General features: G+C 67.6%; 22 protein-coding genes. 16 read left to right on the top strand and 6 right to left on the bottom strand.

The genetic code is table 11. The features are described 5' to 3' along the window. Positions 1–66 precede the first annotated feature (66 nt). The gene (locus tag EV192_RS49505; RefSeq protein WP_132125779.1) at positions 67–1,284 is read right to left on the bottom strand and encodes a glycoside hydrolase family 16 protein; all 1,218 of its coding nucleotides are present in this window, start codon (positions 1,282–1,284) and stop codon (positions 67–69) included. Between the two features lie 321 nt (positions 1,285–1,605). After that, positions 1,606–2,823: an ROK family transcriptional regulator gene (locus EV192_RS49500; RefSeq protein ID WP_132125879.1), complete on the bottom strand. Its 1,218-nt coding sequence runs from the start codon at positions 2,821–2,823 to the stop codon at positions 1,606–1,608. Positions 2,824–2,939: 116 nt separating this feature from the next. Here EV192_RS49500 and EV192_RS49495 point away from each other — a divergent pair, with 116 nt between their 5' ends. Together EV192_RS49495 and EV192_RS49490 are read left to right on the top strand one after the other, a co-directional pair. Beyond that, entirely contained in the window at positions 2,940–4,109 is a 1,170-nt protein-coding gene (locus EV192_RS49495) for an ROK family transcriptional regulator (protein WP_132125778.1), read from the top strand. A gap of 28 nt (positions 4,110–4,137) precedes the next feature. Then, positions 4,138–5,175, top strand: coding sequence for an LLM class flavin-dependent oxidoreductase (locus EV192_RS49490; protein ID WP_132125777.1), 1,038 nt, complete (start codon positions 4,138–4,140; stop codon positions 5,173–5,175). Here the strand turns inward: EV192_RS49490 and EV192_RS49485 are convergent. Next, complete coding sequence (locus EV192_RS49485; RefSeq protein WP_132125776.1) at positions 5,158–5,619, bottom strand: hypothetical protein; 462 nt, start codon at positions 5,617–5,619, stop codon at positions 5,158–5,160. The genes EV192_RS49490 and EV192_RS49485 overlap by 18 nt on opposite strands. Before the next feature lie 243 nt (positions 5,620–5,862). Here EV192_RS49485 and EV192_RS49480 point away from each other — a divergent pair, with 243 nt between their 5' ends. Genes EV192_RS49480 through EV192_RS49455 form a run of 6 tightly spaced genes read left to right on the top strand, consistent with a single transcriptional unit; the run spans position 5,863 to position 12,890 of the window. Then, entirely contained in the window at positions 5,863–7,530 is a 1,668-nt protein-coding gene (locus tag EV192_RS49480; protein ID WP_132125775.1) for an ABC transporter substrate-binding protein, read from the top strand. Next, positions 7,527–8,555 (top strand): ABC transporter ATP-binding protein, encoded by a 1,029-nt coding sequence (locus tag EV192_RS57610; RefSeq protein WP_132125774.1) that lies wholly within the window; start codon positions 7,527–7,529, stop codon positions 8,553–8,555. Before EV192_RS49480 ends, EV192_RS57610 begins: the two co-directional genes overlap by 4 nt. Further along, entirely contained in the window at positions 8,552–9,532 is a 981-nt protein-coding gene (locus tag EV192_RS49470; RefSeq protein WP_132125773.1) for an ABC transporter permease, read from the top strand. Before EV192_RS57610 ends, EV192_RS49470 begins: the two co-directional genes overlap by 4 nt. Before the next feature lies 1 nt (position 9,533). Continuing rightward, positions 9,534–10,454, top strand: a complete 921-nt coding sequence (locus EV192_RS49465; RefSeq protein ID WP_132125772.1) for an ABC transporter permease — start codon at positions 9,534–9,536, stop codon at positions 10,452–10,454. Next, positions 10,451–11,449 (top strand): ABC transporter ATP-binding protein, encoded by a 999-nt coding sequence (locus EV192_RS49460; RefSeq protein ID WP_132125771.1) that lies wholly within the window; start codon positions 10,451–10,453, stop codon positions 11,447–11,449. Before EV192_RS49465 ends, EV192_RS49460 begins: the two co-directional genes overlap by 4 nt. 19 nt (positions 11,450–11,468) lie before the next feature. Next, positions 11,469–12,890 carry a GH1 family beta-glucosidase gene (locus EV192_RS49455; RefSeq protein WP_132125770.1) on the top strand — a complete coding sequence of 474 codons (1,422 nt, stop codon included), beginning with the start codon at positions 11,469–11,471 and terminating at the stop codon, positions 12,888–12,890. 416 nt (positions 12,891–13,306) lie between these two features. Here EV192_RS49455 and EV192_RS49450 read toward each other — a convergent pair whose 3' ends face one another. Continuing rightward, complete coding sequence (locus tag EV192_RS49450; protein WP_132125769.1) at positions 13,307–14,539, bottom strand: HNH endonuclease signature motif containing protein; 1,233 nt, start codon at positions 14,537–14,539, stop codon at positions 13,307–13,309. A gap of 874 nt (positions 14,540–15,413) precedes the next feature. Between EV192_RS49450 and EV192_RS49445 the strand changes: the two genes are divergently transcribed. Together EV192_RS49445 and EV192_RS49440 are read left to right on the top strand one after the other, a co-directional pair. Further along, positions 15,414–16,784 carry a LuxR C-terminal-related transcriptional regulator gene (locus tag EV192_RS49445; protein ID WP_132125768.1) on the top strand — a complete coding sequence of 457 codons (1,371 nt, stop codon included), beginning with the start codon at positions 15,414–15,416 and terminating at the stop codon, positions 16,782–16,784. Positions 16,785–16,790: 6 nt separating this feature from the next. Then, entirely contained in the window at positions 16,791–18,434 is a 1,644-nt protein-coding gene (locus EV192_RS49440; RefSeq protein WP_132125767.1) for a copper resistance CopC/CopD family protein, read from the top strand. A 287-nt stretch (positions 18,435–18,721) separates the two neighbouring features. Here EV192_RS49440 and EV192_RS49435 read toward each other — a convergent pair whose 3' ends face one another. Then, positions 18,722–19,873, bottom strand: coding sequence for an acyl-CoA dehydrogenase family protein (locus tag EV192_RS49435; RefSeq protein ID WP_207926899.1), 1,152 nt, complete (start codon positions 19,871–19,873; stop codon positions 18,722–18,724). Beyond that, positions 19,870–21,321 carry a type I 3-dehydroquinate dehydratase gene (locus tag EV192_RS49430; protein WP_132125766.1) on the bottom strand — a complete coding sequence of 484 codons (1,452 nt, stop codon included), beginning with the start codon at positions 21,319–21,321 and terminating at the stop codon, positions 19,870–19,872. The genes EV192_RS49435 and EV192_RS49430 overlap by 4 nt, the downstream gene beginning before the upstream one ends. 17 nt (positions 21,322–21,338) lie before the next feature. On the opposite strand from EV192_RS49430, the gene EV192_RS49425 reads away from it, so the two are divergent. The 6 genes from EV192_RS49425 (at position 21,339) to EV192_RS49400 (ending at position 26,403) form a co-directional block, all read left to right on the top strand. Then, positions 21,339–22,037: a nitroreductase gene (locus EV192_RS49425; protein ID WP_132125765.1), complete on the top strand. Its 699-nt coding sequence runs from the start codon at positions 21,339–21,341 to the stop codon at positions 22,035–22,037. A gap of 256 nt (positions 22,038–22,293) precedes the next feature. Then, positions 22,294–22,662 (top strand): hypothetical protein, encoded by a 369-nt coding sequence (locus EV192_RS49420; RefSeq protein WP_132125764.1) that lies wholly within the window; start codon positions 22,294–22,296, stop codon positions 22,660–22,662. Continuing rightward, positions 22,662–22,979, top strand: a complete 318-nt coding sequence (locus tag EV192_RS49415; protein WP_132125763.1) for a hypothetical protein — start codon at positions 22,662–22,664, stop codon at positions 22,977–22,979. Before EV192_RS49420 ends, EV192_RS49415 begins: the two co-directional genes overlap by 1 nt. Before the next feature lie 28 nt (positions 22,980–23,007). Further along, positions 23,008–24,219 carry a nucleotide disphospho-sugar-binding domain-containing protein gene (locus EV192_RS49410; RefSeq protein WP_165961007.1) on the top strand — a complete coding sequence of 404 codons (1,212 nt, stop codon included), beginning with the start codon at positions 23,008–23,010 and terminating at the stop codon, positions 24,217–24,219. Then, positions 24,216–25,355, top strand: coding sequence for a DegT/DnrJ/EryC1/StrS family aminotransferase (locus EV192_RS49405; protein ID WP_165961006.1), 1,140 nt, complete (start codon positions 24,216–24,218; stop codon positions 25,353–25,355). The genes EV192_RS49410 and EV192_RS49405 overlap by 4 nt, the downstream gene beginning before the upstream one ends. Then, entirely contained in the window at positions 25,327–26,403 is a 1,077-nt protein-coding gene (locus EV192_RS49400) for an LLM class flavin-dependent oxidoreductase (RefSeq protein ID WP_165961005.1), read from the top strand. The genes EV192_RS49405 and EV192_RS49400 overlap by 29 nt, the downstream gene beginning before the upstream one ends.

Genomic DNA, 26,403 nt, shown 5'->3' with positions numbered 1-26,403 from the left:
TTCTTGCTGAATGTACTCGATGGTGTAGTCGACTTGATCGTTGCGGCCGTCTCCTTTGGACTGTGATCAGGCCGGTGCGTTCCACTTCTGGTTCGCGCCGCCTGTGCAGTCCCAGATCTGGAGCCTGGTCCCGTTGGCGGCGTTGTTGCCCGTCACGTCAAGGCACTTGTTGGCCTGGACGTTGACGAGGTCGTGCGCTGCCGTGTACGTCCACTGTTGCGCGCCGGTCCCGTTGCAGTCCCACAACTGGACCGGGGTGCCGTTCGCGGTGCCGCCGCCGGAGACGTCCAGGCACTTGCCCAACGCCTGGAAAGCGCTGCCGTTGTGGGACCACTGCTGGGCGCCGGTCCCGTTGCAGTCGTACAGCTGCACCGCGGTTCCGTTGGCGGAGTTGGCACCCGCCACGTCGACGCACTTGCCCGCCAGGCCGGTGATCGCGCTGCCGCCACCGCCGCCGGAGGTGACGCGGACGTAGTCGACGGTCAACGTGTTCGGCATCGGTGTGTTGCCGTCCGGGTCGCCCGGCCAGTCACCGCCGACCGCGAGGTTGAGGATGACGAAGAACGGGTGGTCGTACACCCATCGGTTGCCGTGCAGGTCGGCCGGGGTGCGCGTCTCGTAGACGTTGCCGTCGACCGACCAGACGATCTGGTTCGGCGACCAGTCGATAGCGAAGACATGGAAGTCGTCGGCGAAGCGTGGCCCGCTGAAGGCCGCGCCGATCCCGTTCGCGCCGGAGTAGCCGGGGCCGTGAATGGTGCCGTGCACGGTGTTGGGCTCGCGGCCGATGTTCTCCATGATGTCGATCTCGCCGTCGGTCGGCCAGTTGCCGCCGCCGAGCATCCAGAACGCCGGCCACATGCCCTGGCCCTGCGACATCTTCATCCTGGTCTCGAAGTGGCCGTACGTCTGGCTGAACTTGCCGGCGGTGTTGAGCCGCGCCGACGTGTACTGGCAACGGCCGTACCAGCAGTTGAAGTTGCCCGGGTTCTCCCGGCGGGCGGTGATCACCAGGTGGCCCTGGCCGTCCATGGCGGCGTTGCTGGTGCTGTTGGTGTAGAACTCCCGCTCATGGTTGTTGACGTTGTCGCCGACTTCCATGGTCCACCTGCCGCCGTCGACCCCGCTGCCCGCGGGGCCGTTGAACTCGTCGTCGAACGTGGTGGCCTGGATGCCCGCCTGGCCGGCGTCGGCGATGGCCGCGCCGGCGAGCAGGGAACCGAACAGCAGAGCGGCCGACAGCACGGCTCGGGCCCGAGGCCGCCGGAAATGGCGGATCGACATCGTTGTCACCTCTCGTGCAGGGGATCCGGCGCGGCGGACCGGCCGTCGAGTACATTATTTTAGCCTCAAAAAAAGACGTGAACAAGGCTCTGAGCAGGGGAATGTTCCGCCCGGAATGCCCAGTTCCCGACGACAGGGGCCTTGACGGCGGCGGCAGCCGGGTGTTTGCTGCCTGTGACGCGCGACACATGCCAATCGGCCGCGCACGGCTGATTGGCCTGTCCTTGTGTGTCCACACTGGATTGTGTCGCCGACCGACCTCCGGCAGGGGAGGCCCGAGTGGACCGGTACCCCGGTCCGGTCCACCTGGGCTCGACATCGTCACGCGGCGGCCGTTGACTCCCTGGGGTCCGCGCCCTCTTCGAGCATCGCCGCCACGGGGAGTGTCGCCGCGCCGACCGCGACCGCGTCCTGGCCCAGTTGGCACAGCTCGATCGAGGCCACGCCGTACGGGTGGCGCAGCGCGTGCGCCTGGGCCGCTCGGCGGATCGCGGGCAGCATTCGGCCGCCGATCGCCAGGCCGGCCCAGCCGCCCAGGACGATCCGCTCCGGGTTGAACAGGTTGATCAGGTTCGCGATGCCCGCGCCCAGATAGCCGGCGGTCTCCTCCAGCACCCGCGCGGCGGTCTTCGACTTCGCCGCGGCGGCCACCAGGGCGTCCAGTTGGGACTGTTCGTCGGCGCCCGGGATGTCCTTGCCACCACGGGCCTTTCGGTACCGGTCCAGGATTCCCTCGGCGCCGGCGTACGCCTCAAGGCAGCCGTGCGACCCGCAGCGGCACTCCCGTCCGTTGTAGACGATCGTGGTGTGGCCCCACTCGCCGGCGCTGCTGGTCGAGCCGCGGTACGTGGTCCCGTCGGTGATCACGGCCGCGCCGACGCCCGAGCCGATCAGCGCGATCACCGCGTGCCGCGAGCCCCGGCCGGCGCCGAACCACATCTCGGCCTGGCCCAGGGTTTTCGCGCCGTTGTCGAAGAACAGCGGCAGGGTGATCCCGTTGTCCCGCAGCATCTGTTCCAGCGCCACGCCTTCCCAGCCGATGGTCTGCGCGTGCACCACCGCGGGCGAACGCTCGACCGTGCCGGGGACGCCGACGCCGACGCCGAGGATCGAGCCCTCGTCGACCTGGGTGGAGTCCAGCACCTCGGCCACGCCGGCGGTGATCTGCTCGACCACGGCGGCCGGGTCCGGACCGGCGGGCATCGGGTGGTCCACCGCGGCCAGCCGGTTCATCGCCAGGTCGAACAGTTCCACCTTGACGCCGGTCTCGCCGACGTCGATGCCGATCACGTTGCCGAACGCCGGGTCGACCCGCAGCAGCACGCGCGGCCGGCCGCCGTCCGACTCGACCAGCCCGGCCTCGACGATCAGCCGGTCCGCCACGAGTTCGCCGGTGACGTTCGAGACCGTGGCGGCGCTCAGGCCGGTCTGCTGGCTCAGTTCGTGGCGCGACAGCGGGCCGTCGAAGAAAAGCTTGGCCAGCAACATGGACCGGTTGTGCCGGCGCAGGTCACGGACTGTGGTGCGCTTCGCCGCCATGACCACCCCTTTCGCTCGAGACAGCATGCCGTACCAGCCTAAATATCCGCCATAAATTAAATGCCGCAATCAAGGGTATGGGCTGGTGACGGTCCCGACATGGCAGAATCCCCACCGTGGTCAGGCCGGTACAGCAGACAACGCGGGACCTGCGTCGGCACAACAGGTCCGCCTTGCTGTCGCGACTGTATCTGACCGGTCCGGGCAGCCGCCTCGACCTGATGCGCGCGTCCGGCCTCAGTTCGGCCACGGTGTCGAACGTCATCTCCGACCTGATCAACGACGGCATGGTCACCGAGGCGGGCTCGGTCGACTCGGACGGCGGCCGGCCCCGGACGCTGCTGCGGGTCCGGCCGGACTACGCCCAGGTGGTCGGCGTCGACATCGGCGAGACGCACGTGCAGGTCGGGCTCTTCGACTGCACGCTGACCACGGTGACCCTGGCCACGTACCCGATCGGGTCGCTCGACCCGGAGGCAGTGGCCGGCCTGGTGACCGCCGGGGTCACGGAGGTCACCGCCGGCGTGGATCCCGCGCGGCTGCTGGGTATCGGGGTCGGTGTGCCCGGCGCCGTCCGGGGCGATCTGGTGTACGCGCCGACCTTCGGCTGGACGGGTGTGCCGTTGGGCGCCATGGTGCGGCCGTCCGTCCAGGCGCCGCTGTACGTCGACAACTGCGCGCGAACCCTTGGCCAGGCTGAGATGTGGCGCGGCGCTGGCCGTGGCGCCCAGCGTGCGGTCATCGCGCTGCTGGGGGTCGGTGTGGGCGCGGCGGTCGCGACCGGGGTCGAGTCGTACCGGGGCGCGACGAGTACGACGAGCGAATGGGGGCACACCGTCGTCCAGGTCGGCGGGGAGCGCTGCCGCTGCGGGTCGCGCGGGTGCCTGGAGGCGTACATCGGCGCCGAGGCGATCCTTGAGCGGTACGGCAAGAAGTTCCACACGAAAGACACCGAGTCCAGGATGGCGGAGCTGGTCGCGAAGTCCGCGACCCAGAAGGCGGCTCGTGCGGCGTTGGCGGAGACCGCGGAGTACCTCGGCATCGGCGTCGCCAACCTGATCAACCTGCTCAGCCCGGACCGCGTGGTGCTGTCCGGGTGGGTCAGCGCGGTGCTCGGCCCGTCGATCCTGCCGGCCGTACGTGACGCGGCGCGGCGACACACCCTGCCGTACCTGTACACGCAGGCGGAGATCCACCTCGGCAAGCTCGGCAGCGAGGAGGTCGCGTTGGGCGCGGCCACGCTGCCCGTTGTGCGACTGCTCGCAACGGGCGCCCGGTCGGAATAGCTGTCCGCGTCCGACCGTTTCGTGGGGCATGGGAACAGCTGTTGAGCTGGGGTTGGACACCTTCGGCGACGTGACGACCGACACGGACGGCAACCGTCTGCCGTACGCGCAGGTGATCAGGAACGTGGTGGACGAGGCAGTGCTCGCCGACCGGCTCGGGGTGGACATGTTCGGCGTCGGTGAGCACCACCGCGACGACTTCTCGGTGTCCGCGCCCGAGGTGGTGCTGGCCGCGATCGCCGGGAGGACCGAACGGATCAAGCTGACCACCGCGGTCACCGTGCTCAGTTCGGACGAGCCGGTGCGGGTGTTCGAACGGTTCGCCACGTTGGACGCGGTGTCCCAGGGCCGGGCCGAGATCATCCTGGGCCGCGGCTCGTTCACCGAGTCCTTCCCGTTGTTCGGCTACGACCTGGACGACTACGAGAAGCTCTTCACCGAGAAGCTGGACCTGATGGCGCACCTGCTCACCGAGCAGCCGGTGACGTGGGAGGGGACGATCCGGCCGCCGTTGCGAGAGCAGAGCGTGTACCCGAAGACCGAGCGGGGCCGGATCCCGACGTGGATCGGGGTCGGCGGCAGCCCGGAGTCGGTGGTGCGCGCGGCCAGCTACGGCATGCCGTTGGTGCTGGCCATCATCGGCGGCGAACCGGCCCGGTTCGTACCGTACGTGGACCTCTACCACCGGGCGCTGGACCAGCTCGGCCTGGAGCGGCTGCCGGTGGCGGCGCACTCGCCCGGGTTCGTCGCGGACACCGACGAGGAGGCCGTTGACGTGGTCTGGCCGCATATCCGGGTGATGATGAACCGGATCGGCAAGGAGCGCGGCTGGCCGCCGATCACCCGTGAGCGCTATGAGGCCGAGGTCTCGCAGGGCGCGCACCACACCGGCTCCCCGGAGACGGTCGCGCGCAAGATCGCGGACACCGTACGGACCTTGGGCGTGCAGCGGTTCACCCTGAAGTACTCGAGCGGCACGTTGCCGCACGAGCACGCGATGCACGCGATCGAGCTGTACGGCACCAAGGTCATCCCGCGGGTCCGGGAGCTACTCGCCGCCGAGTGATCGCGGGTCCTTCGACCGACGGTTTTCGTCGAGGTAGCGGGTGGTCCTGACGTTCAGGGCAAGGATCAGGCCGATCACCGGCATGAGCCCGAGTGCGATGGTGAACACGGTGCCCAGGCGGCCCTCGTCGGCGTCTACGGCGGACCGAACATGTCGGTAGACGTCGAACCCAAGGGGGAGAACGACCGCGACGACGAACAGGGTGCGGGACGTGCCGGCCAGCAGCTGCGCCGTGCCGACGGTCAACAACACGACTTCGGCCAGAAAGGCGAGTACGAGCAGCCAGGCCAGGACTTCATCGATGTGCTGCCCGATCAGAGCGACGGCGAGTATCGCGGCGACGATCAGCATGATGGCGGCCTGGGTGACCCCCGCCACCGCGGCGTACATGACCGCGGCGGGCCTGTTGATCGGCCGCGAGTGACCGCCCGGCTCTTCTGCCATCTCTCGTCCTTCCCCCTGGTACATCGCACCCCAGCCCGCAGTCGACCACGCTGGGCCCGCCACCGGCCACGGCATGACACAAACCGGCCATGGTTCTGGATCGATTAAGCAAGTATTTTATGACTTAAATTTAATACTCTTCGTGACCTGTTCGTTATTGACGTGACCTCGGCCACACGGTTGACTCGGGCGACCGTGTGAGCGCTCTCACGACCGTCACCAACGACCCACGAAGGAGGATCCATGCGAGCTACGCGCATCGCCGCCTTAGCCCTCGCTGGCATCCTGTCGATGGCCGGCCTCGCCGCCTGTGGCAGCGGCGGGCAGGCCACCACTCCCCATGCGTCGAACACCGTGTTGAACGTCGGCATGCCCAACGGCCCGCAGACCCAGAACAACAACCCGTTCCTGAACACCTCGGCGGCCCGGTCGCTCGGCTACGCCCGGGTGATCTACGAGCCGCTGGTGATGTTCAACGAGGTCAAGGCGACCGACAACACGAAGCCGTGGCTGGCCACCAAGTGGGACTGGTCGAGCGACTACAAGAAGATCACGTTCACCATCCGGGACAACGTGAAGTGGTCCGACGGCCAGGCGCTCACCGCCGACGACGTCGCCTACACGTTCCAGCTGGTGCGCGACAACCCCGGCCTGAACATCGACGGCGTGAAGTACAAGGACGTGTCGGCCGCGGGCAACCAGGTCACCCTCGGCTTCGACAGCTCGCAGTACGTCTTCCAGAAGAAGATCCTGGAACAGTTCGTGGTCCCCAAGCACATCTGGTCGACCTACGCCAACCCGGCGACCGAGACGGTACGCGACCCGGTCGGCAGCGGCCCGTACACCCTCAAGACGTTCACCCCGCAGACGGTGACGGTGGCCGCACGGGCCGGCTACTGGCAGGACGCGCCCGCGGTCAAGGAGATCCGGTACACGTCCTATGCGGACAACCAGGCCCAGACCACCGCGCTGGCCAACGGCCAGGCCGAGTGGAGCTTCGTGTTCATCCCGAACTACCAGGCGGTCTACACCAGCAAGGACCCCGCGCACTACAAGATCTGGTTCCCGCCGGTGCTGGGCATCCACGGCCTGTGGTTCAACACCAAGACCAAGCCGTGGGACGACCCGACCCTGCGCAAGGCGGTGAACATGGCGGTCAACCGGGACGACATCTTCACCCAGGGCGAGGCCGGGTACTTCTACCCGAAGGTGGACAACATCACCGGGATCCCGACCCCGGTCGGCACCCCGTTCCTGGACTCGGCGTACCAGGACAAGAAGGTGACGGTCGACGTCGACGGCGCCAGGCAGTTGTTGACCGGCAAGGGCTACAGCTACGACGGCACCACGTTGAAGGACCCGAGCGGGAAGCCGGTGACGATCACCCTGACCGTGCCGTCCGGCTGGTCGGACTACGTGACCGACCTGGAGATCATCAAGGACAACATGGCCAAGATCGGCATCGCGGCCACTGTGGACAAAGCCAACCAGGACGCCTGGACCAAGGCCCTGGACACCGGTGACTACCAGGGCGCGATGCACTGGACCAACAACGGGCCGACGCCGTACGACATCTACCAGGGCATCATGGACGGCGCGCTGTTCAAGCCGGTCGGCACCGGCGGCATCAACGGCAACTACGGCCGGTACGAGAACGCCGAAGCGACCCAGGCGCTCGCGGACTTCGCCGGTGCCGCCGACGACGCCACCCGCACCCGGGCCATGAACACGTTGCAGAAGGTCTTCGTCGAGCAGATGCCGGTGGTCGTCACGTCCGCCGCCAACGTCGGCGGCGAGTACTCGACCAAGAACTGGATCGGCTGGCCGGACGATCAGAACCAGTACGCCCCGGCGCAGCCCACGCTGGAGAACGCGCTGGACGTCGTCATGCGGCTCAAGCCGGCCTCATGAGCGATCCATCGGGGTCGGCCTCCAGCACCGGCGTGGTGCTGGAGGCCGACGGCCTGACCAAGCACTTCCCGGTCCGCAAGCGCGGCCGGGAGCTGCTGTCCAACGTGGTTCGCAAGGTGCGGGCGGTCGACGACGTCAGCCTGACCTTGCGGCGCGGCCGGGTCACCGCCCTGGTCGGCGAGTCGGGCTCGGGCAAGTCGACCGTGGCCAGGCTGTTGGCGCAGCTGTATCCGCGGACCGCGGGCGACGTCCGGTTGCACGGCGAGTCCACCACGGTTCGCGGGGGCAGGCGGTTCCGGGCGTACTGCCGGCAGGTCCAGATGATCTTCCAGGACCCGTTCGCGTCCCTGAATCCGGTGCACACCGTGCGCTACCACCTCACCAGGGCGTTGCGGATCCACGGGAACGCCGGGGACGACCTGGAGAAGGCCCTCGCCGACCTGCTCACCAGGGTGCAATTGACCCCGCCGGAGCGGTACGTCGACAAGTTCCCGCACGAGCTGTCCGGGGGCCAGCGCCAGCGGGTGGCGATCGCGCGGGCGCTCGGCGCCGACCCCGAGGTGCTGCTGGCCGACGAGCCGGTGTCCATGTTGGACGTCTCCATCCGGCTCGGTGTGCTGAACCTGTTGCGTGACTTGAAGGAACGGCTGCATCTGGCGATCCTGTACATCACGCACGACATCGCCTCGGCCCGGTACTTCGCGGACGAGACGCTCGTGATGTACGCCGGGCGGGTGGTCGAGGGCGGCGACAGTGAGACGGTCACGCAGCGCCCCGCGCATCCGTACACCCAGTTGCTGATCGAGTCGGCGCCGGATCCCGACCAGATCGCCGGATATCGCCTGAGCGAGAAGGACCGGGGCACGGGCGAGCCGCCGAGCCTGATCAACCCGCCCGCGGGCTGCCGGTTCCATCCCCGGTGCCCGCACGTGATGGACCGCTGCCGGACCGAACTGCCGCCGCGGTTCGACATCGGCGCGGACCACTTCGCCGCGTGCTGGCTCTACGATCGGGCGGCGCCGTGAGCTACCTCCTCAAGCGGATCGCGTTCTACCTGTTCACGGCGTGGGCCGCGATCACGATCAACTTCTTCATCCCCCGGCTCATCCCCGGCGACCCGGTGCAGTCGCTGATCACCCGCATGCGTGGGCAGATCACCTCGGACGCGGTCCAGTCCCTCTACGTCCTGTTCGGACTGAACAAGGGCGACAGTCTCGTTTCGCAGTACGTCAAGTACTGGGGCCAGTTGCTGCGCGGCGACCTTGGCGTGTCGTTCACGTTCTTCCCGAGCCAGGTGGGTGAGGTGATCGGGCAGAGCCTGCCGTGGACCCTCGCCCTGGTCGGGCTGACCACGGTGATCGGGTTCCTGATCGGGACCGCGCTGGGCACTCTTGCCGGGTGGCGGCGTGGGTCGTGGATGGACGCGGTCATCCCGGTGACGACGTTCCTGTCGTCCATTCCGTACTTCTGGCTGGGTCTGATCGCGATCGCGCTGTTCACCGGGCCGGACAGCGTGCTGCCGGCGGCCGGCGGATTTGACCCAGGCGTGGTGCCGAGCTGGACTGGCGGCTTCATCGGAAGCGCGCTGTTGCACGGGATTCTGCCCGCGGTGACGATTCTGATCTCGTGTATGAGCGGGTGGATCCTCAGCATGCGCAACATGATGGTGACCGTCGCGTCCGAGGACTATGTGACCGTCGCGCACGCGAAGGGGTTGCCGGAGAGACGGGTCATGGTTCGGTACGCGGCCCGTAACGCGTTGCTGCCCAACGTGTCCGGATTCGCGCTGTCGCTGGGCTTCATCGTCGGCGGGACGTTGCTGGTCGAGATCGTGTTCTCGTATCCGGGACTCGGCTACCAGCTGTTCCAGGCGGTCGGCACCAAGGACTACCCGTTGATGCAGGGCATCTTCCTGATCATCACGTTGTCGGTGCTGCTTGCTAACTTCGTGGCTGACCTGGCGTACATGCTGCTGGATCCGCGCACCCGGAGGGAGGGCTAGGATGAGGTTCGTCGCGAACCCGAAGGCCGCGATCGGCCTGACGTTGATGGGGATCTTCGTCCTGATGGCCGTCATCGGGCCGTGGATCTCGCCGTACGACCCGTCGACCCGCTCCAACGACCTGGTCGCGCCGCCGTCGGCCGCGCACTGGCTCGGCACGACGCACCTGGGCCAGGACATCCTCAGCCAGCTCCTGTCCGGGACGCGCAGTGTCATCGAGGTCGGTCTGCTCGCTGGCGTGGTGGCGTCGATCCTGGCGCTGCTGGTCGGTGTGACATCAGGGTATCTGTCCGGTGGTGGCGCGGAGACGTTGTCCGCGCTGTCCAATGTGTTCCTGGTGATCCCGGCGCTGCCGTTGATCATCATCATCACGTCGATCCTGCCGGAGACCGGCGACTTCACCATCGCCATGGTGATCGGGCTGACGTCGTGGGCGTGGGGCGCGCGGGTGTTGCGCGCGCAGACGCTCTCGTTGCGCAACAGGGACTATGTCGAAGCCGCGCGGGCGACCGGTGAGAAGACGTGGCGGATTCTCCTCTTTGAGATCATGCCGAACCTGACCGCCGTGATCGCGTCCAACTTCATCGGCACGGTCATCTTCGCGGTGACGTCCGAGATCACCTTGGCGTTCATCGGGGTGAACACCAGCGGGGACAGCTGGAACTGGGGCACCATCCTGTTCTGGGCACAGGGGCAGCAAGCGCTTGCTCAAGGTGCTTGGTGGTGGTTCGTGCCGGCCGGCCTGGCGATCGCCTTGTTGGGGACCGCGTTGGCGCTGCTGAACTTCGGGATCGACGAGTTCGTCAGCCCGCGCCTGCGGGGCAACGGGAGGACCAAGGTGAAGACGGTGGACGGTGACACAGTCCGGATGCGCGTCGGGTTCACTCCCGTACTCGGCTTTGGGCGGAGGGACACACCATGAGCGACGCCGTCCTGGAGGTTCGTAACCTTGATGTGAACTACGGCATCGGCGACGAGGCTGTGAACGCTGTTCACGACGTCAGTTTGACGTTACACCGTGGCGAAGTCCTCGGGTTGGCGGGGGAGAGCGGGAGCGGCAAGTCGACGCTCGCGTACGGCCTGACACGGTTGTTGCCGCCGCCTGGGGTGATCGCCGGTGGTGAGGTGATCTATCACGCGGAGAACGGCGAGACGGCCGACGTCATGCGGATGACCGACCGTGAGCTGCGTGCGTTCCGGTGGGCGGAGACCGCGATCGTGTTCCAGGGCGCGATGAACTCGCTGAACCCGGTGCACAAGATCGCGACGCAGATGACGGACGCGATCAAGGCGCACGATCCGGGCAGTACCGCACGGTCGCGTTTGGACCGTGCCAGGGAGATGCTCGCGCTTGTCGGGATCTCGGCGGACCGGCTGGACAGCTATCCGCACCAGCTGTCGGGCGGGATGCGGCAGCGGGTGATGATCGGGATGGCGCTCGCCCTGGACCCGCGGGTCGTGATCATGGACGAGCCGACGACCGCTTTGGACGTCGTGATCCAACGGCAGATCCTCGGCCAGATCATCGCGTTGCGTGAGCGGCTGGGCTTCTCGGTGCTGTTCATCACGCACGACCTTTCGTTGCTGGTGGAGTTCTCGGACCGGATCGCGATCATGTACGGCGGCCGGATCGTCGAGGAGGCGCCCGCCGTGGACCTGTACCGCTCCTCGCTGCACCCGTACAGCGACGGGTTGCTGCACTCGTTCCCGGCGTTGCATGGGCCTCGCCGTGAGCTGACCGGGATCCCTGGGTCGCCGCCGGATCTGCGCGCCATGCCCACTGGCTGCGCATTCCATCCACGGTGTCCGAAGGTGTTCGAACCATGTGCGACCGACCTGCCGGTGCTCGGCGTCCCCCGGGACGTCACCGCGCCGGCCGGCCGGACGGTGGCCTGCTGGCTGCACCCGACCCACTGAGGATTCTTTGAGGAGATATATGGAGATCACCGCGCCAACTGTCGGTGCCGAAACCGGTACCGGCGAGGATCTGGACCCGATCGACACCCTGCCGGCCTCCTTTCGGTGGGGTGTGGCGACGTCGGCGTACCAGATCGAAGGCGCCCACAACGAGGACGGCCGGACCCTGTCCATCTGGGACACCTACTGCCGGACACCCGGCATGGTGCACAACATGGACAACGGTGACGTGGCGTGCGACCACTACCATCGGATGCCTGAGGACGTCGAGCTGATCCGTTCGCTCGGGGTGGACACCTACCGCTTCTCGGTGGCGTGGCCCCGGGTCCAACCAGGCGGCCGAGGCCCGGCCAACCCGGCCGGACTGGGCTTCTACGACCGTCTGGTGGACGAGCTGCTGGGCAAGGGCGTCGACCCGTGGGTGACCCTGTACCACTGGGATCTGCCGCAGGAACTGGAGGACGAGGGCGGCTGGCCGGTGCGGGACACAGCGTACCGCTTCGCGGACTACGCGATGCTCGTGTTCGACCAGCTGAAAGACCGGGTCCAAACCTGGACGACACTGAACGAACCATGGTGCTCGGCCATGCTCGGCTACGCGACCGGCCGCCAAGCCCCCGGCCGCCAGGACATGCCGGCGGCGATCTCAGCAGTGCACCACCTGCTGCTCGGCCACGGCCTGGCAACCCAACGGATGCGAGCAGCCGCTGCACGTCCGCTCGAACTGGGCATCACATTGAACATGGGCACGTCAGACCCAGCGTCCGATTCGGACGCGGACCGCGCCGCGGCCCGCCGAGCAGACGGCCTGGGTGTCCGGATCTACCTGGATCCATTGGTGCACGGCCGTTACCCGGCGGACGTCGTGGAGGACTTGGCGGCCCGTGGGATCCGGATCCCGATCCGGCCGGGCGACCTGGGTGTGATCTCCGCGCCGATAGACGTCCTCGGCGTCAACTTCTACAGCGGACACGTCTTCGCCGGCACGGACGAGAACGGAAACAAGGAGGACACCGAAGGAAATCCAGTAGAGCGAATGGTTCTCCAGGGCCACCCGGTGACGGATATGGGCTGGGAGATCGTACCCACAGCCTTCACCCGTCTGCTGGTCCGGCTGTCCCAGGACTACCCCGGACTGCCCATGGTGATCACCGAGAACGGTTCGGCCTTTGTGGACGAGCCGGACACCGCCGGCTTCGTCCGGGATCACGACCGGGTAGCGTACTTCCAGAACCACATCAGCGCCGTCGCCATGGCCCGCAGTGCGGGCGCTGACATTCGAGGATACTTCGCCTGGTCCCTGATGGACAATTTCGAGTGGTCGTACGGGTACGAGAAGCGTTTCGGAATCGTTCGGGTCGACTACGAGACCCAGGAACGCATCCCTAAGCAAAGCGCCCTCTGGTACCGTGACACAATCCGACGAGTTCGCGGTCACTGAGAGCTGAACGGCAAAGCCGGCACGAGGCGGGGGCCCGTGCCGGTCTTTGTTTGCAAGGCTGGAAAAGACTGTTCGCTCGCCGCGAGGGCAGGCCGCCAAGAAGGAGTCTGTTTGTTGGGTGGTGCTGCATTGGTTTGGTTGTCTTTTGGTGGGGTCGTGGTGTCTCCTTCCCGTGTGGCCTGCCCAAGGGAATCACATCTGGCCCGTGGTGTCCGGCTTGGGTTTCGGTCCGTATCGCTCTCGCTGTGTGTCGGGTTGCGTGGGCGGACCGGACGGCTTTCGTGGGTTCGGACACCACGGGCCAGATGTGATTGGCTGCGCCCAGGCCACACGGGAAGGAGACACCACTCCAGCCACAGGTGTGCTGCGCGGGCACGCGCTTCGGCTTGCAGGGCGCACTTCCCCGGCGCGGCCAGTCATGCCGCGCTCGGTATGGGGGTGTGGAGATGGTTGCGTCTCGGGGTTCGCGACGCGTCCACATAGGTTGGCGGGATGAACCACGGTCTCTCGTCGATCATCTTCACCGCCCAGTCGCTGTTGTGCACCAGCCGGTGATGGTGGGGGCAGAGTAGCGCCATGTTGTCCATTGTGGTCGGTCCACCTTGTGCCCAGTGCGCGACATGGTGGGCGTCGCAGACGCTGCCTGGTCGTTCGCATCCGGGGAAGGCGCATCCTTTGTCTCGTAGGTAGAGTCCGCGTCGGATGTGGGCTGGGGCGGCATAGGCGGGGACGGCCACATCCAATGGTTTCGAATCGCCGTCGAGGACGGCGGGCAGGATGTGCGCATCGCAGGCGAGGCGGCGGGCTTCGCGGGCGGTCATCCGTGGGTCGCTGGAGAGCAGCACGTCGTCCAGGGACTGTTGTAGTTGTTCGAAGGAGATGGTGACGGCTACTTCGGTGCGGACTCCGTTGTGGGTGGGCACGTCCGGGCAGTTGGCGGCCATCCGCAGCACATCGGCGAAGGCGTCCCCGGCTCGTTCGGCGTACCCTCGGGTGTCGTTGCCTTCGGGGTGGGGCTTCTCGAAGGGCTTGAGCAGGTTTTCGAATAGTTGGGCCGATTCGAGGTCGAGGTGACCTTTGAACTCCATGCTGCCGTCCCGCCGGATGTGCCTGCGCAGCATCCGAGCTGGCCGGGGCGGCTCTTCCTCTGGTGGTGGTGGCCCATCCGGGTCGACGATGTCGCGGACTCGGGCACCGAACCGGATCAGCGCTTTCGGGTCATCCTCGGCGGCCCGGTCCAGCATCACTTGCTCGGCGGTGGCCCGCTGCTCAGCATCCAGATGCGGCAGATCAGCCAAGGTTCGGCGAATCGCATCCACGTGTTCCGAGCCGACCTCGCCACGCGCCAGCGCCTCGGCGGTCTGGGGCAACACCGCCTCGATCACCGACCCGGTCGGTGTGGTGGTGGCGTGCAGGTCGGCGGCTTGGGCGAGGCGGTGTCGGGCTTCGGTGCGGCTGAGTCGTGCGGTGTGCATCAACAGTGCGGGGAGGTTGGCGTAGCCGAGTGTGGTGGCGATCCTGCGACTTTCCATTTCGGACAGTAGGCGGAGGCCTTCGGCGTATAGTTGCCGGTAGCGTTGTTCCACAGCGGTGTAGGCATCGACCAGCTCAGTGTCGCTGGTCTGCCATAGTGTCGCTGTGGTGTCCATACCGCAATTCTACCTGGCGAGAAGCGTAAATACCTTGGAGTATAAGCCTTTTCGCCATCAGCGAACAAGAAACCCCGCCGAGAAAAGGAGTCCCCGCCCACACCGCCCAGGACCCGGTGAGCGACCCGAGAAGACACGGCCAGCAAGGTGTGAAGCGCGTGCCCGCGCAGCACACCTGTGGCTGGAGTGGTGTCTCCTTCCCGTGTGGCCTGGGCGCAGCCAATCACATCTGGCCCGTGGTGTCCGAACCCACGAAAGCCGTCCGGTCCGCCCACGCAACCCGACACACAGCGAGAGCGATACGGACCGAAACCCAAGCCGGACACCACGGGCCAGATGTGATTCCCTTGGGCAGGCCACACGGGAAGGAGACACCACGACCCCACCAAAAGACAACCAAACCAATGCAGCACCACCCAACAAACAGACTCCTTCTTGGCGGCCTGCCCTCGCGGCGAGCGAACAGTCTTTTCCCAGCCCGAGAACGAGAGAGCTGGGTCCTTGTGCCAGCCCGCCGCGTCACAGTCGAAGGTCACGTACTGCGGCCTCGACCCACCGGGCAGAAGCCGCAGGCGCAGTCGTAGCCGTTCTGGCTCGACCTTGCTGATCACCGGTGCGTGCGTCGGGCTCTGGCCGTGCCACAGTCTGATGTTGTTCAGACAGGTATGAAAGCTCTAGTTCCCCCGTGGCCAGGGCTGGCGGTGCCGTGGCGGCCAGCGTGATCGTGGTGGTCAACGCCCACGTGGTCGCCCATCGCTTCATGAAGTCTTTCTCCGCACCGTTGGTTTGGAGCTTGAACCAAGACATATCCGAACCAGACGGGTGACCGCCTGTCAAGGCCTCACGTGATAGCTGTCATGATTCGGTTTGTGCAATGCAACAATCTCTGCGAACGTTCGCATTGCGTGTGCAGGTTAATCGTTTCAGTATGCGACAATTCGCTCCGGGGGGAACGGAGCCGGGGGTACGGCGCATGGTGGATACTGTTCTCAGTGTTGTCCTGCAGCATCACAACCGGTTGTTCCGGGAAATGCTTGCAGCACACCTGGCTCGCGAGCCTGATATCACGATGTTGGGGACGGCGGCGTCCGGTCCCGAACTGATCCAGCTGTGTGACCTGCGGCGGCCGACCGTCGCTTTGTTTGAGGCGGATGCGCCCAGGTGGAGTAATGAGCGACTGGTCTCTTTGCTGTTGCCGCCCGGCCGCCTGATGCGCATGATCGGCTTGCACCAGTCGCTGACCACAGCGCATGTGATCAGGGCTTATGAGGCCGGAGTGAGCGCGTTGGTGCCGTACTCCGGCGGCCTTGAGCCATTGTTGGCGGCGATCCGGGCACCATCGTCGGCGATCGAGACGGCACGGGCCAAACGCGGTGGCGGGGACGCGCTGACCCAACGCGAACTTGAGGTTCTGTACCTCGTTTGCGCAGGTTACCCGCCTAGACAGATCGGGCTGGAACTCGGCATCAGCCCGCACACCGTGGAGAACCACAAACAAAGGATCTTCAACAAGCTCGGGGTGCACAACCAGGCGCACGCCGCGGCAAGTGCAGTACGGTTAGGCCTGCTCTCGCAGGCTCAACCGGTACGGTCGAACGGCGTAGTTCCGGAAAGAAGACCTGGTCTACGGGTTGTGCTGGGCAAACTGGATGGTCAACTTTCCGCTCGGGCCAGGAAAGCGCTCGAACGGCAGCACATCGTCATCATCGAACGGGACACCGTCCCGCACCAGCGCGATCATGAAGACGATAATGGCGACAATCACGATAATTCCGACATGGTGCACCCGGTGACGGTGTTGATCGACCCGCCGCCGGCCGGCTGGCGCACCCACTCCGGGCGGCTCGTGGTGGTCACCAGCGAGGAGCCAAAGCAGCACCTGATGGCCCAGGCGGTGGCCGGTGGCGTCACCATCCTGCCCGCGTCCCTTGTGGACGATCTGCTGGTGCCGGCGGTCGAGGCCGCGAACGCGGGATACGTCCTGATCAGCGCCGGGTACTCGCGCTCGGTGCTCGGCCCGCCCGGCGGCGAGTGGCGGCGCTGGCAGCTCGCGCTCACCCCGCGCGAACAGGAGATCCTGTCCGCGATCGCGCAGGGGCACACCACCAAACAGACCGCGCGGCTCCTTGGTATATCGGTGCGCACGGTGGAGAACCTGCAAGGCAACCTGTTCCGCAAGCTCAGGGTGCACCGCAAGGCCGCCGCGCTGGTGGTCGCCCACGAGCTCGGCTTGTTGGAGGAGTGAGCACGTGTGCGAACGCTCGTCATCGGATTGGTGGCCGCTGCCGCGTTGATCGGGTTGGCGCCGGCCGCTTCGGCACACGCCGAACTGCTTGGCACCAGCCCGTCCAACGGCGAACACCTGGCGAGTTCGCCGAGCGAGATCGTGCTCCGGTTCAGCGAGAAGGTCACCCCGGTCCGCGACGGGTTCAGCGTGCTGTCCGGCCAGGGCAAGAAGGCGGTTGACGCGCAAGGAGAACTCGTCGCCGGCGACTCGACCCGGATTCGGCTGCCGATACCGGAGCGGTTGCCGGACGGCGTGTACTCGGTGACCTGGCGCGTGGTCTCCGCCGACTCGCATCCGGTGCACGGCGCGTTCGTGTTCAGCGTCGGCACCGCCCAGGCCGCCCCGCTCGCCGGGTCCGGCGCCGAGGCCGGCTCGGATCCCGTTGTGGGCGGGGTGTTCTGGCTGTTCCGCCTGCTCGGTTTCGGCGCGGTCGCGTTGTTGCTCGGCGGCGTGTTCTTCGCGCTGGTCTGCTGGCCGGCCGGCCAGACCGACCCGCGGTTGCGCCGGATCATGAAGGTCTCGTGGTGGACGGCGACGGCGGCGACCGTGGGGGTGTTGTTGCTCCAGGGCGCCAACAGTTCCGGATCGTCGATCCTTTCGGCGGTCGACCCCGGCCAGGTGCTGGACACCGTGGGCACGAACTTCGGGATCCTGGTCGTGCTCCGGTTGGCGCTCCTGGTGCTCGGCGCGATCTTGTTGACGCGCCGGGAGATCCGGCCGGTGGTTGTCACACTGGTCGGACTCGCGCTGGTAGTGACGTGGAGCGCGAGCGGCCACGCGGTCGCCGGCGATCTTGTCCCGTTCGCGTTGGCCATGGACATCGCGCACCTGTCAGCGATGTCAGTGTGGCTGGGCGGATTGGTGGTGCTGGTCGCGTGCGTGCTGTGGCGCGGCCGCAAGTCGCCGGACACCGTTGCCCTCGGCCGGTTCTCCCGCGTGGCGTTGATCGCCGTGGCGGTGCTCGCCGGAACCGGTGTGCTGATGGCGTTGCGCGAGGTCGGTCTGGCCGGTCTGCTGTCCGGGTCGCGATACGTCACTTTGGTGGTGTTCAAGGCCGGCGCGCTCGGCCTGGTGCTGTGGCTCGCGGCCATGTCCCGGACTTCGGTGCAGCGCCAACTGGCCCGGCCGGCGAGAAAAGAACGGACCGAAGCAATTGTCCGGCTGCGCCGCTCGGTTTGGTCCGAGGCCGGGATTGCCGTGGTCGTTCTGGGCCTGACCGCGGCTCTGGTGGCGACCCCGCCGGCCGAGCTGTATTCCAACCAGGCCGAGGCGGCCGTTGTGAGCGGCCCTTTCCTCAGCGCGCTCGCATTGCCCGGCGGTGACGTTCAGGTCTGGGTTTCGCCCGCGAGTCCGGGGGATAACGAGATTGTTGTGAACGTCCGGGACGAACGCGGTATCAATCGGGACGTCCCAGAAGTGTCCGTGACGCTGACATTGCCGTCCGGCGGAATCGGCCCGTTGCCTGTTCCGCTCAGCAAAACCGGGCGGGGTCAGTATGTCGCCGCGCGCTTCACGGTTCCGAGTCGTGGAACGTGGCGGCTTTCGGTCCGGGTGCGGACCACCGATCTGGACGCCACATCTGTCGACGCCGACGTGCCGGTGAGCTGAGTGTGCCGCGGGTCCCGGGCGTGACCGCCCGGGACCCGCTCCCCAGCGTTGTCCACTCCTCGTCGGGCCGCGGCGGCACCGCCGGGGTTGCACGACGGAAGGACACGACCGGACTGGATGTCCGAGGGCCTTGGGGTGAGCCGAGCCGCGAACCGCTCGGAAGACCCAGGACGGCCCGGTGAGCCCCCGCCCGCCGCCTGTGGAAAATTATGCATCCCGCAACTAAACATCTCATGGGGGATGATCGGTCGAAATGACGAGAATGTCTTAGGTGGGACGGATGTCGCTTATGGTTTGTAGAACGAGAGATCATGGGGCTGGTCCAGTGCGGCGCGACCGATCGTCGCCAGGATGTGGTCATCGTTGTCATGCCTGACATAACACGACAGATCGCGGAAGATCCGCTCCACCGGGCTGGGCCGGATCAGGCTGCGCGCGCCGCACACCCGGACACAGTGGTCCACGGTGTCCAACGCGAGATGCTCCATCAGGTGCCTGGCCCGGGAACCGGCGAGACCCGCCTCGGCGCGCTGGTCGGTGTCCCACAACGAAGCCACGTGCCGAAGCAGCAGGTCGCCGGTCTCGATCGCGACCACCATCTTCCCGATCCGGTGCTGCACATAGGGATCCGTGGCCTTGTCCTGTTTCAGCACGTAGTCGATGGCATAGCTGTACGAGGCCTCGGCGGCGCCGAGGAAGCTGGCCGCGTAGTGCGGGACGAACGCCGACTGCCAGCCTTCGCGCAGGTAGTCGCCTGGTTCGCCGATCTGGTGGCGGTCCGGGATGTACGTGTCGTCGAAGCGGACCACGTGGCTGACCGTGGCGCGCATGCCGATCGGGTCCCACCACGACGGGTCCACCGAGATCGACGGGTCGGCCAGGTCGCACGCGAGCATCAGCACACCGGTGTGCGACCCGTGCCGCGCGCCGCCCGGCCCGTCCACGTTGACGAGCAGGATCGCCCAGTCCGCGCCGGTCGCGCTGGTCGCGAACGCCTTGCTGCCGTTGACGATCCAGCCGGCGCCCTGCCGGCGCACGGTCGTGCCGAACCGGCGTTTCTCACCCGGTTTCGGCGCCTGCGGCTCGCCGCTCCACGCCACCCAGCGGTCCCCGTGCCGGATGACCCGGTTGAACCACAACGCCTTCTGGTCCTCGCTGCCCAACGCGTCGATCAGCACCATGGAGTTGACGTGTCCCTCCCAGCAGCGCGCGAACGACAGGTCGGCCGACGCTATCCGTTTGGTCATCTCCCACAACGGATACGTGTCGCGCTGCGCCGGCCCGAGACCGAGGCCGCCAAAGGCCCGCGGGATGGTGGGTGCGTGCAGGCCGGCCGCGAACAGGTCGTCGAAGTTCTCGCCGGGGAACGTGGCTGTCCGGTCGTACTTGTCCGCCCGGCGCGCGAACTGGTCGACCAGCGGAGGAAGTTCGGTGATCATGTCACGTGCTCCAGCGAGTGTGCGTGCGGCATCGAGCGGCCGGTCATCAGCCGGAACTGCCGCGCGACCTCGATCCGCAGCACCTCCCAGCCGTCGACGACCTGCAGGTGCCGCCGTCGTGCCGCGGTGACGAGGGCGGTGGGTCGCCTGCCGTAGGTCAGGTCGACGACGGTCGTGTCGCCGGCCAGGTTCCCCACAGGGAACAACAGGTCGTCCTTGACCGGGGTGGCGTGCACGATCAACGAGTAGTCCGCCGGCACGAACCGGTCGAGCGGCACGAAGTCCAGCCCGAGCATCCGGGCCGCCCGGATGCCGCGGTCCACGGTGCGGTTCACCAGAACCGTGGTGACCCCGAACCGTTTCAGCCCGGCCGCCGCGCCCCGGCCGGCGCCGCCGCAGCCCACGATCGCGGCCTTCCGCCCGGTCAGCTTGACGCCTGCCCGGCCGAGCGCGCCCACCACCCCGATCGGGTCGGTGGTGTGCGCCCGCCAGCCGTTCTCGGTCCGCACGAGCACGTTCGCCGCGCCGGCCATGGCCGCCGGCCCGGTGGTGACGTCGGCCATCCGCAGCGCCGCCTCCTTGAATGGCGCCACGACCGTCGCGCCGCCGAACGGGAGGCCGAGCCCGGTGACGATGGCCTCCCACGCCGGCAGGAACTCCCGTGCTGTGATCGGCAGGAACAACGCGGGATGGTCGAGCACCCGGTAGGCGTCGTTGTGCATGCGGGGCGACAGCGACCCGGTGATGGACCGGCCGATGATGCCGTACAGCCGGTCCACCTTCGGCAGGGTAGGGAACGGGTAGTCACGCAGCAGCCGTTCCACCGACGGGACTTCGTCCGACGTGCCGCCGATCTGGCCGAAGACCATCGGCGCGCCGAGCCACGGCCCGAGGATCCGGCCGCACACACCCGTCTCGCCGGTACTGAACGCGGTCACGTTCGACCGGTTGAGCAACCGCAGCAACCGCAATGGCGCCATCGCGTGCTGCGCGGTGAGCGCGTGCGGCACCAACAAGTAGTGTCGGGCGGGCGCGGCGGCCATCCGGGTGAACCTGGCCACCAGTGCCGGCAGGTCGACACCCCTGCCGTGCCAGGAGATCACGCGCCGGTGTGGCGGGACCGCGGCGAGCATCTCCGGTGACGTGTCGCGGCCGTCCTCCAGTTCCACCAGGTCGTACCGGCGCAGTGCGTTGAGGATTCGGCGTCTCCGCTGGTCGTTGCCGCCGACGAACACGCCGCCGGCGGCTGTGCTGCGCAGACTGTAGACAAGGTCGCCGCGGACGTACTCACGCAGCGTGGACGGGTCGATGTCGCCGATGACGTCGGCACGGACCTCCAGCCCACCGCCCGCGCGTCCCAACACGCGCAGTTCGTCGGCCACCCGCCATGGCGCGGCCAGCAGGGTCGCCATGACCGTGCACGTCGGTCTGGACAACGCGGTCGTCATGACCACAATCTCCAGGCATGGACAGCACTTGGGACCCCGCAGTTTGGGACACTGTGGCCGGGGTACTCGGCCGACGGCACTGCAAGCGCTCCTTTGTGGACAAACCAGTGCCCAGGGACGTGCTCGAGCGGGTGCTGACCGCCGCGTCGGCGGCGCCGTCGACCCGCAACGGTCAACCGTGGCAGGTGTCTGTACTGCGCGGACCGGCCAGGCAAGCGCTTGCGGACAAGCTGTGCGCCGAGTTCGACCGCGGTGTCGGGCAGCATCCGGACTACGCCAACCGGCTGCCTGACCCGGACCCGGCCACCGAGGAACGCGCCCGCGTGGCGGGCACAGGTGTGTTGCTGGCCAAGGGGATCGAGCGGGCCGACCAGGCCGCCCGGCAGGCGCACCTGCGGGACAACCTCCGGTTCTACGGTGCCCCGGTCGAGATGATCATGCATCTGCCGCCGGCCGCCCCGCCAGGTCTGTTCCTGGAGATGGGTCTGTTCCTCCAGAACGTCATGGTCGGTCTGGTCGCATGTGGACTCGGCAGCTGCCCGCAGTTCAGTGTCGCCGGATACCCGGATGTGATCAGGTCCGAGCTCGGCCTCGCGCCAGGCCGCATCGTGGTCTGCGGGCTGGCCGTGGGATATCCGGACGAGACGGCGCCGGTCAACGGCTTCACGCCGGGCCGGGCCGAGTTGCCCGAATACGTCCGCTGGCACGAAGGCTGATCCGGCAAGATATGCGCGCGTCAAAGTGCGCTCCTCCAGTCGCAGGGTAACGGGGAGTGGTAACGCGCGGCACGTGCTCACCCTGTCACGCACTCGCGGAGTATGAAGTTGTGGCGCAAAGTGTGCGCCTGTTCACGTGGTGAGACAAGAACGTCTTTGTGTTACCTAGGGGATCCGCTCAGCCCTAGGGGACACCGACCATGTTTGGTTTTTGCCGAACCCACCTACACTTCGGTTGCCCTGCACGGAGGAACCCATGGTGAAGCTCGAACCTGCCCTGATGACCGGCACCTGGTACGCGACCGACAAGGAAGCGGCGGTGGTGGTCCGCCTGGAGTTGTCTGAGAACGATGACGGCGTTGTTGTACGCGCGTTCGGTGACTCCGACGGCCGCCCGTACGACTGGGGCGAGGTCCGTGCCACCCTCTACGGGAGCTCGACGACCGCGACCCAGGCGATGGCGTTCAGCGCCCTGTACGACTTCGGGGCCATGACGGCTTTGCTTGCCGCGTACGCCAAACAGGGCATCCTGGTGCTGGACACCTTCACTGTGTTCAAGGAACCGACGGTCAAGGACGACAGCGGCCGGGCTGACTACTTCAGCCGCGAGTTCTTCCACCGGTGATGGACACGTCACCGCTGCTCGGCGCCTGGACCAGCTACGACGAGCAGACCACCGGGATCCTCGCGGTCGAGATCGGCGAACGCCGGGGTGTGCTCACCGTCCAGGTCAAGGACTGGGACGTCACCCTCGGCGCCGCGTTCGGCTCGCGGGCGGACCCGACTGAAGCATGTGGTTTCACCGCGCACTACCGGCTCGCCGACCGGTCCGTGCTGCTCGCCGCGTACCTGAACAAACGGCTGCTCGTGGTGGACGCGTACACGACGTTCACCGATGGCCGCAGTAACTGCTTCCAGCGGGACCACTTGTATCTGCGGTGAGGCCCGCCTGGCGCTTCGCGGAGACGTCATGCGTGTGCTGTTCACTTCGTCAGCGGCCCGACCGCATCTGTTCCCGGTCGTGCCGCTGGCGTGGGCATGCCGCGCGGCCGGGCACGAGGTCCGGGTCGCCAGCGGCGTGAAGATCGCGGCCGACATCGTCCACACCGGACTGCCGGCGGTGCTGTCCGGCGGCGTTCCGGTGCATCCGGCGAAGGGCCGGGCGGAGTTCGTCGCGTCCATCTACTCGCAGGAGCCCTGGCCGCACGAGTGGCCGGTGAACCCGCACCTGCTCAACGACCGGCAGCGGGAGCACCTGGAACGCCTGGCGAACGCGGTGATCGCGGGCTCGGCGGCGATGGTGGCGGACTTCGTCGGGTTCGCGCAGTGGTGGCGGCCGGACATCGTGGTGTACGAGGCGGTCTGCTACGCGGGCGCGGTGACAGCCGCGGTACTTGGTATACCGGGGGTTCGACATCTGTTCGGCTCGGCTTCCTTGCCATGCCTGGAGTTGCGCGACGGCCGACCGCTGTCCGCTTACGTGCAGATGTTCCGGCGGTTCGGCGTCGACGTGACGACGTCCGCGGCGATGACCGTCGACCCGACACCACCGAGCATGCGCTTGGCCGACGCGGAACAGCCGTGGCGGGCGATGCGGTACGTGCCCTACAACGGGTCCGGCGACGTTCCGCGGTGGCTCGCTGGCCCGCGCTCCCGGCCCCGTGTGTGTGTCACCTGGGGGCACACCATGGTCCGCGCGCTCGGCGGCGCGGCCGCGGGTCCGTACCGGCAGGCGATCGACGCGATCGCGACGCTCGATGTGGACATCGTGGTCGTGGCGAGCGGGGAGCAGTTGGCCCAGCTCGGCGAACTGCCGAAACGCGTTCGTACGAGCGAGTCCACACCGTTGAGCCTGGTCCTGCCGTACTGCGACCTGATCATGCACCAGGGCGGCGACGGCACGACGTTGACGGCCGCCGCGCAGGGCCTGCCGCAGTTGGCCATCACCCGCAAGCCGGACGCCGAGGTGCCAGCTGGCCGGCTGGCCATGTCCGGCGCCGGGATCCACTTGCGGTACCAGGAACTTCGGCATAACCGCTCCGGGTGGGACCTGGTCCGGACCGCGGTGGAGAAGCTCCTGGCCGACCAGGCGTACCGGGACGCGGCCGGCCGGCTGCGCGCGGAGATCGAGGGCCAGCCCACCCCGGCGGAGCTTGTGCCGGTTCTGGAGGAGACAGCGTGACCGATTCGCCGATAGTTCTCGTGAAACCTGTGCTGCCCGCGCTGGACAAGCTCGGTGCCGCACTGCACGAGGTGTTACGCAGTGGCGTCCTCACCAACGACGGCTCCCGCGTCCACGCCTTCGAGGCATTGCTGTCCGCCCGGCTGGGCATCGCCGACCTGGCGGTGTGCGGGAGCGGGACGACCGCGATCCAGCTGGCGTGCGGCGCGTTGGGCCTGTCCGGCGAGGTGATCGTGCCGGCGGCCGCGTTCCCCGCGGTGGCCCAGGGCGTCCGTCGTGGCAGTTGCACTCCGGTGGCAGTCGATGCCGAACGAACGTTTCTGACCCTTGACCCGGACGCGGTCGCCGCCGCCATCACGCCGCGGACCGAGGGGATCGTGGCGGTCCAGACCTTTGGATGCCCGGCGGATGTGGACGCCTTGGCGGCCATCGCCCGAAGTGCCGGTATACCACTGATCTTCGACGCGGCGACGTGTTGGGGCATAACGTACCGCGACCGGCCGTTGCTGGCGTACGGCGATGTGTCCACACTGAGTCTGCACGCGATGAAGCTCACCCACTCTGTCGAAGGCGGTGCGGTGATGAGCACAGTGCACCCGATCGCGGACAAGGTTCGGCGGTTGCGGAACTTCGGCATCGGTGCCGAGGGCGCGCTGCCGGCCGGGACGAACGCGCGGATGAGCGAACTGCACGCGGCCGTCGGTGCCGTCGTGCTCGGCGAGGCGGACGCGGAGATCGTCCGCCGGATCCAGGTGCGTGAGTGGTATATGGACGCGTTGCGCCACACCGAGTGGCTGCGGCCGGTGCCGTTCCGGCCCGGTGCCTGGCCGAATGTCGCCGCGATGGCCGTGCGGCTCCGGCCGGACGCGCCCGTCGACGCGCCGACACTGTGCGACGAGCTGAAGCGGGACGGCGTGCACGCCAGGGCGTACTTCACCGGCCGCTACCGGCCGCGCCCGATCGGCACGGCCGGACCGACGCCGGTCGCGGACGAACTGGGGAAGCGGATCGTGTGCCTGCCGTTCTGGGGCGGGCTGACCGAGTCGGACGTCATGCGGGTGGTCGACGCGATCGACCGGATCGGAGGAGGTCGCTGCCATGAGTCCCATGCGCTTTCACTGGAGTATCCCGGGTAGTGGGGTTCGGGACCCGTTGCGCGGCGCTAAGGACCGCACGCTCGTCAACCCGGTCGAGGACATCGACGCGCAACTCGACCTGTGCCGGCTCGCCGACGAGGGCGGGATCGACTCGCTGCTGCTGCCCACCGGGTTCCAGCGGGCCGACCCGATCGCGCTGGCCACGTACTTCGGTGGCGCGACCAAGCGGGTGCGCTTCATGGCCGCGATCCGGCCGGGCACGATCTCGCCGACCCTGCTGGTCACCCAGGTCAACACGGTCGCGGCGGTGACCGGCGGCCGGGTCAGTGTCAACGTGGTCGCCGGCCACAACTCCACCGAGATGCGGTACTACGGCGACTTCCTGTCGCACGACGAACGGTTCCAGCGCAGCGACGAGTTCTGGACGATCTGCCACGCGCTGTGGCGGGCCGACGGACCCGTCGACTTCACCGGCAGCCTGCTGCAGGTCGAAGGCGCCCGGGTGAACACGCCGTTCCTCGGCGAGCACGGGCGCACCCGGCCGGAGCTGTACTTCGGCGGAAGCTCGGAACTGGCCGCGGACATGGCGGTCAAGCACGGCGACTGCCTGCTGCGGCTGGGCGACACCCCGGCGAAGATCGCGCCCGGCATCCAGCGGGTGCTGGCCGCCGGCAAGGAAGCTGGGCTGCTGTTCTCGGTGATCGTGCGGCCCACCAGGGCCGAGGCGATCGAGTGGGGCCACGCGATGATCGAACGGGCCGGCGAGGAAGGCCGGGCCGTGCAGGACAGGTTCCGCGAGCAGAGCAAGGAGTCCGTCGGGTTCGCGTCGACGTACTCGTTGGGGTACGACAAGTCCGACTGGCCGGAACCGTTCCTGTGGACCGGCCTCATCCCGTACATGGGGCCGTTGGGCCTGGCGTTGACCGGGACGCCGGACGACATCGTGGCCGGGCTGATGGCGTACCGGCGGATCGGGGTCACCCAGTTCCTCTTCCACGGCCGGCCGGACCTGGAGACCCTGCCGTACTTCTGCCAGGAGGTGCTGCCCCGGGTCCGGGCCCGGGAACACGAGCTTGAGCTGGTGTAG

It is taken from the genome of Actinocrispum wychmicini, from assembly GCF_004345645.1.
Lineage (GTDB): Bacteria > Actinomycetota > Actinomycetes > Mycobacteriales > Pseudonocardiaceae > Kibdelosporangium > Kibdelosporangium wychmicini.
This window is presented reverse-complemented; position numbering and strand designations above follow the sequence as displayed.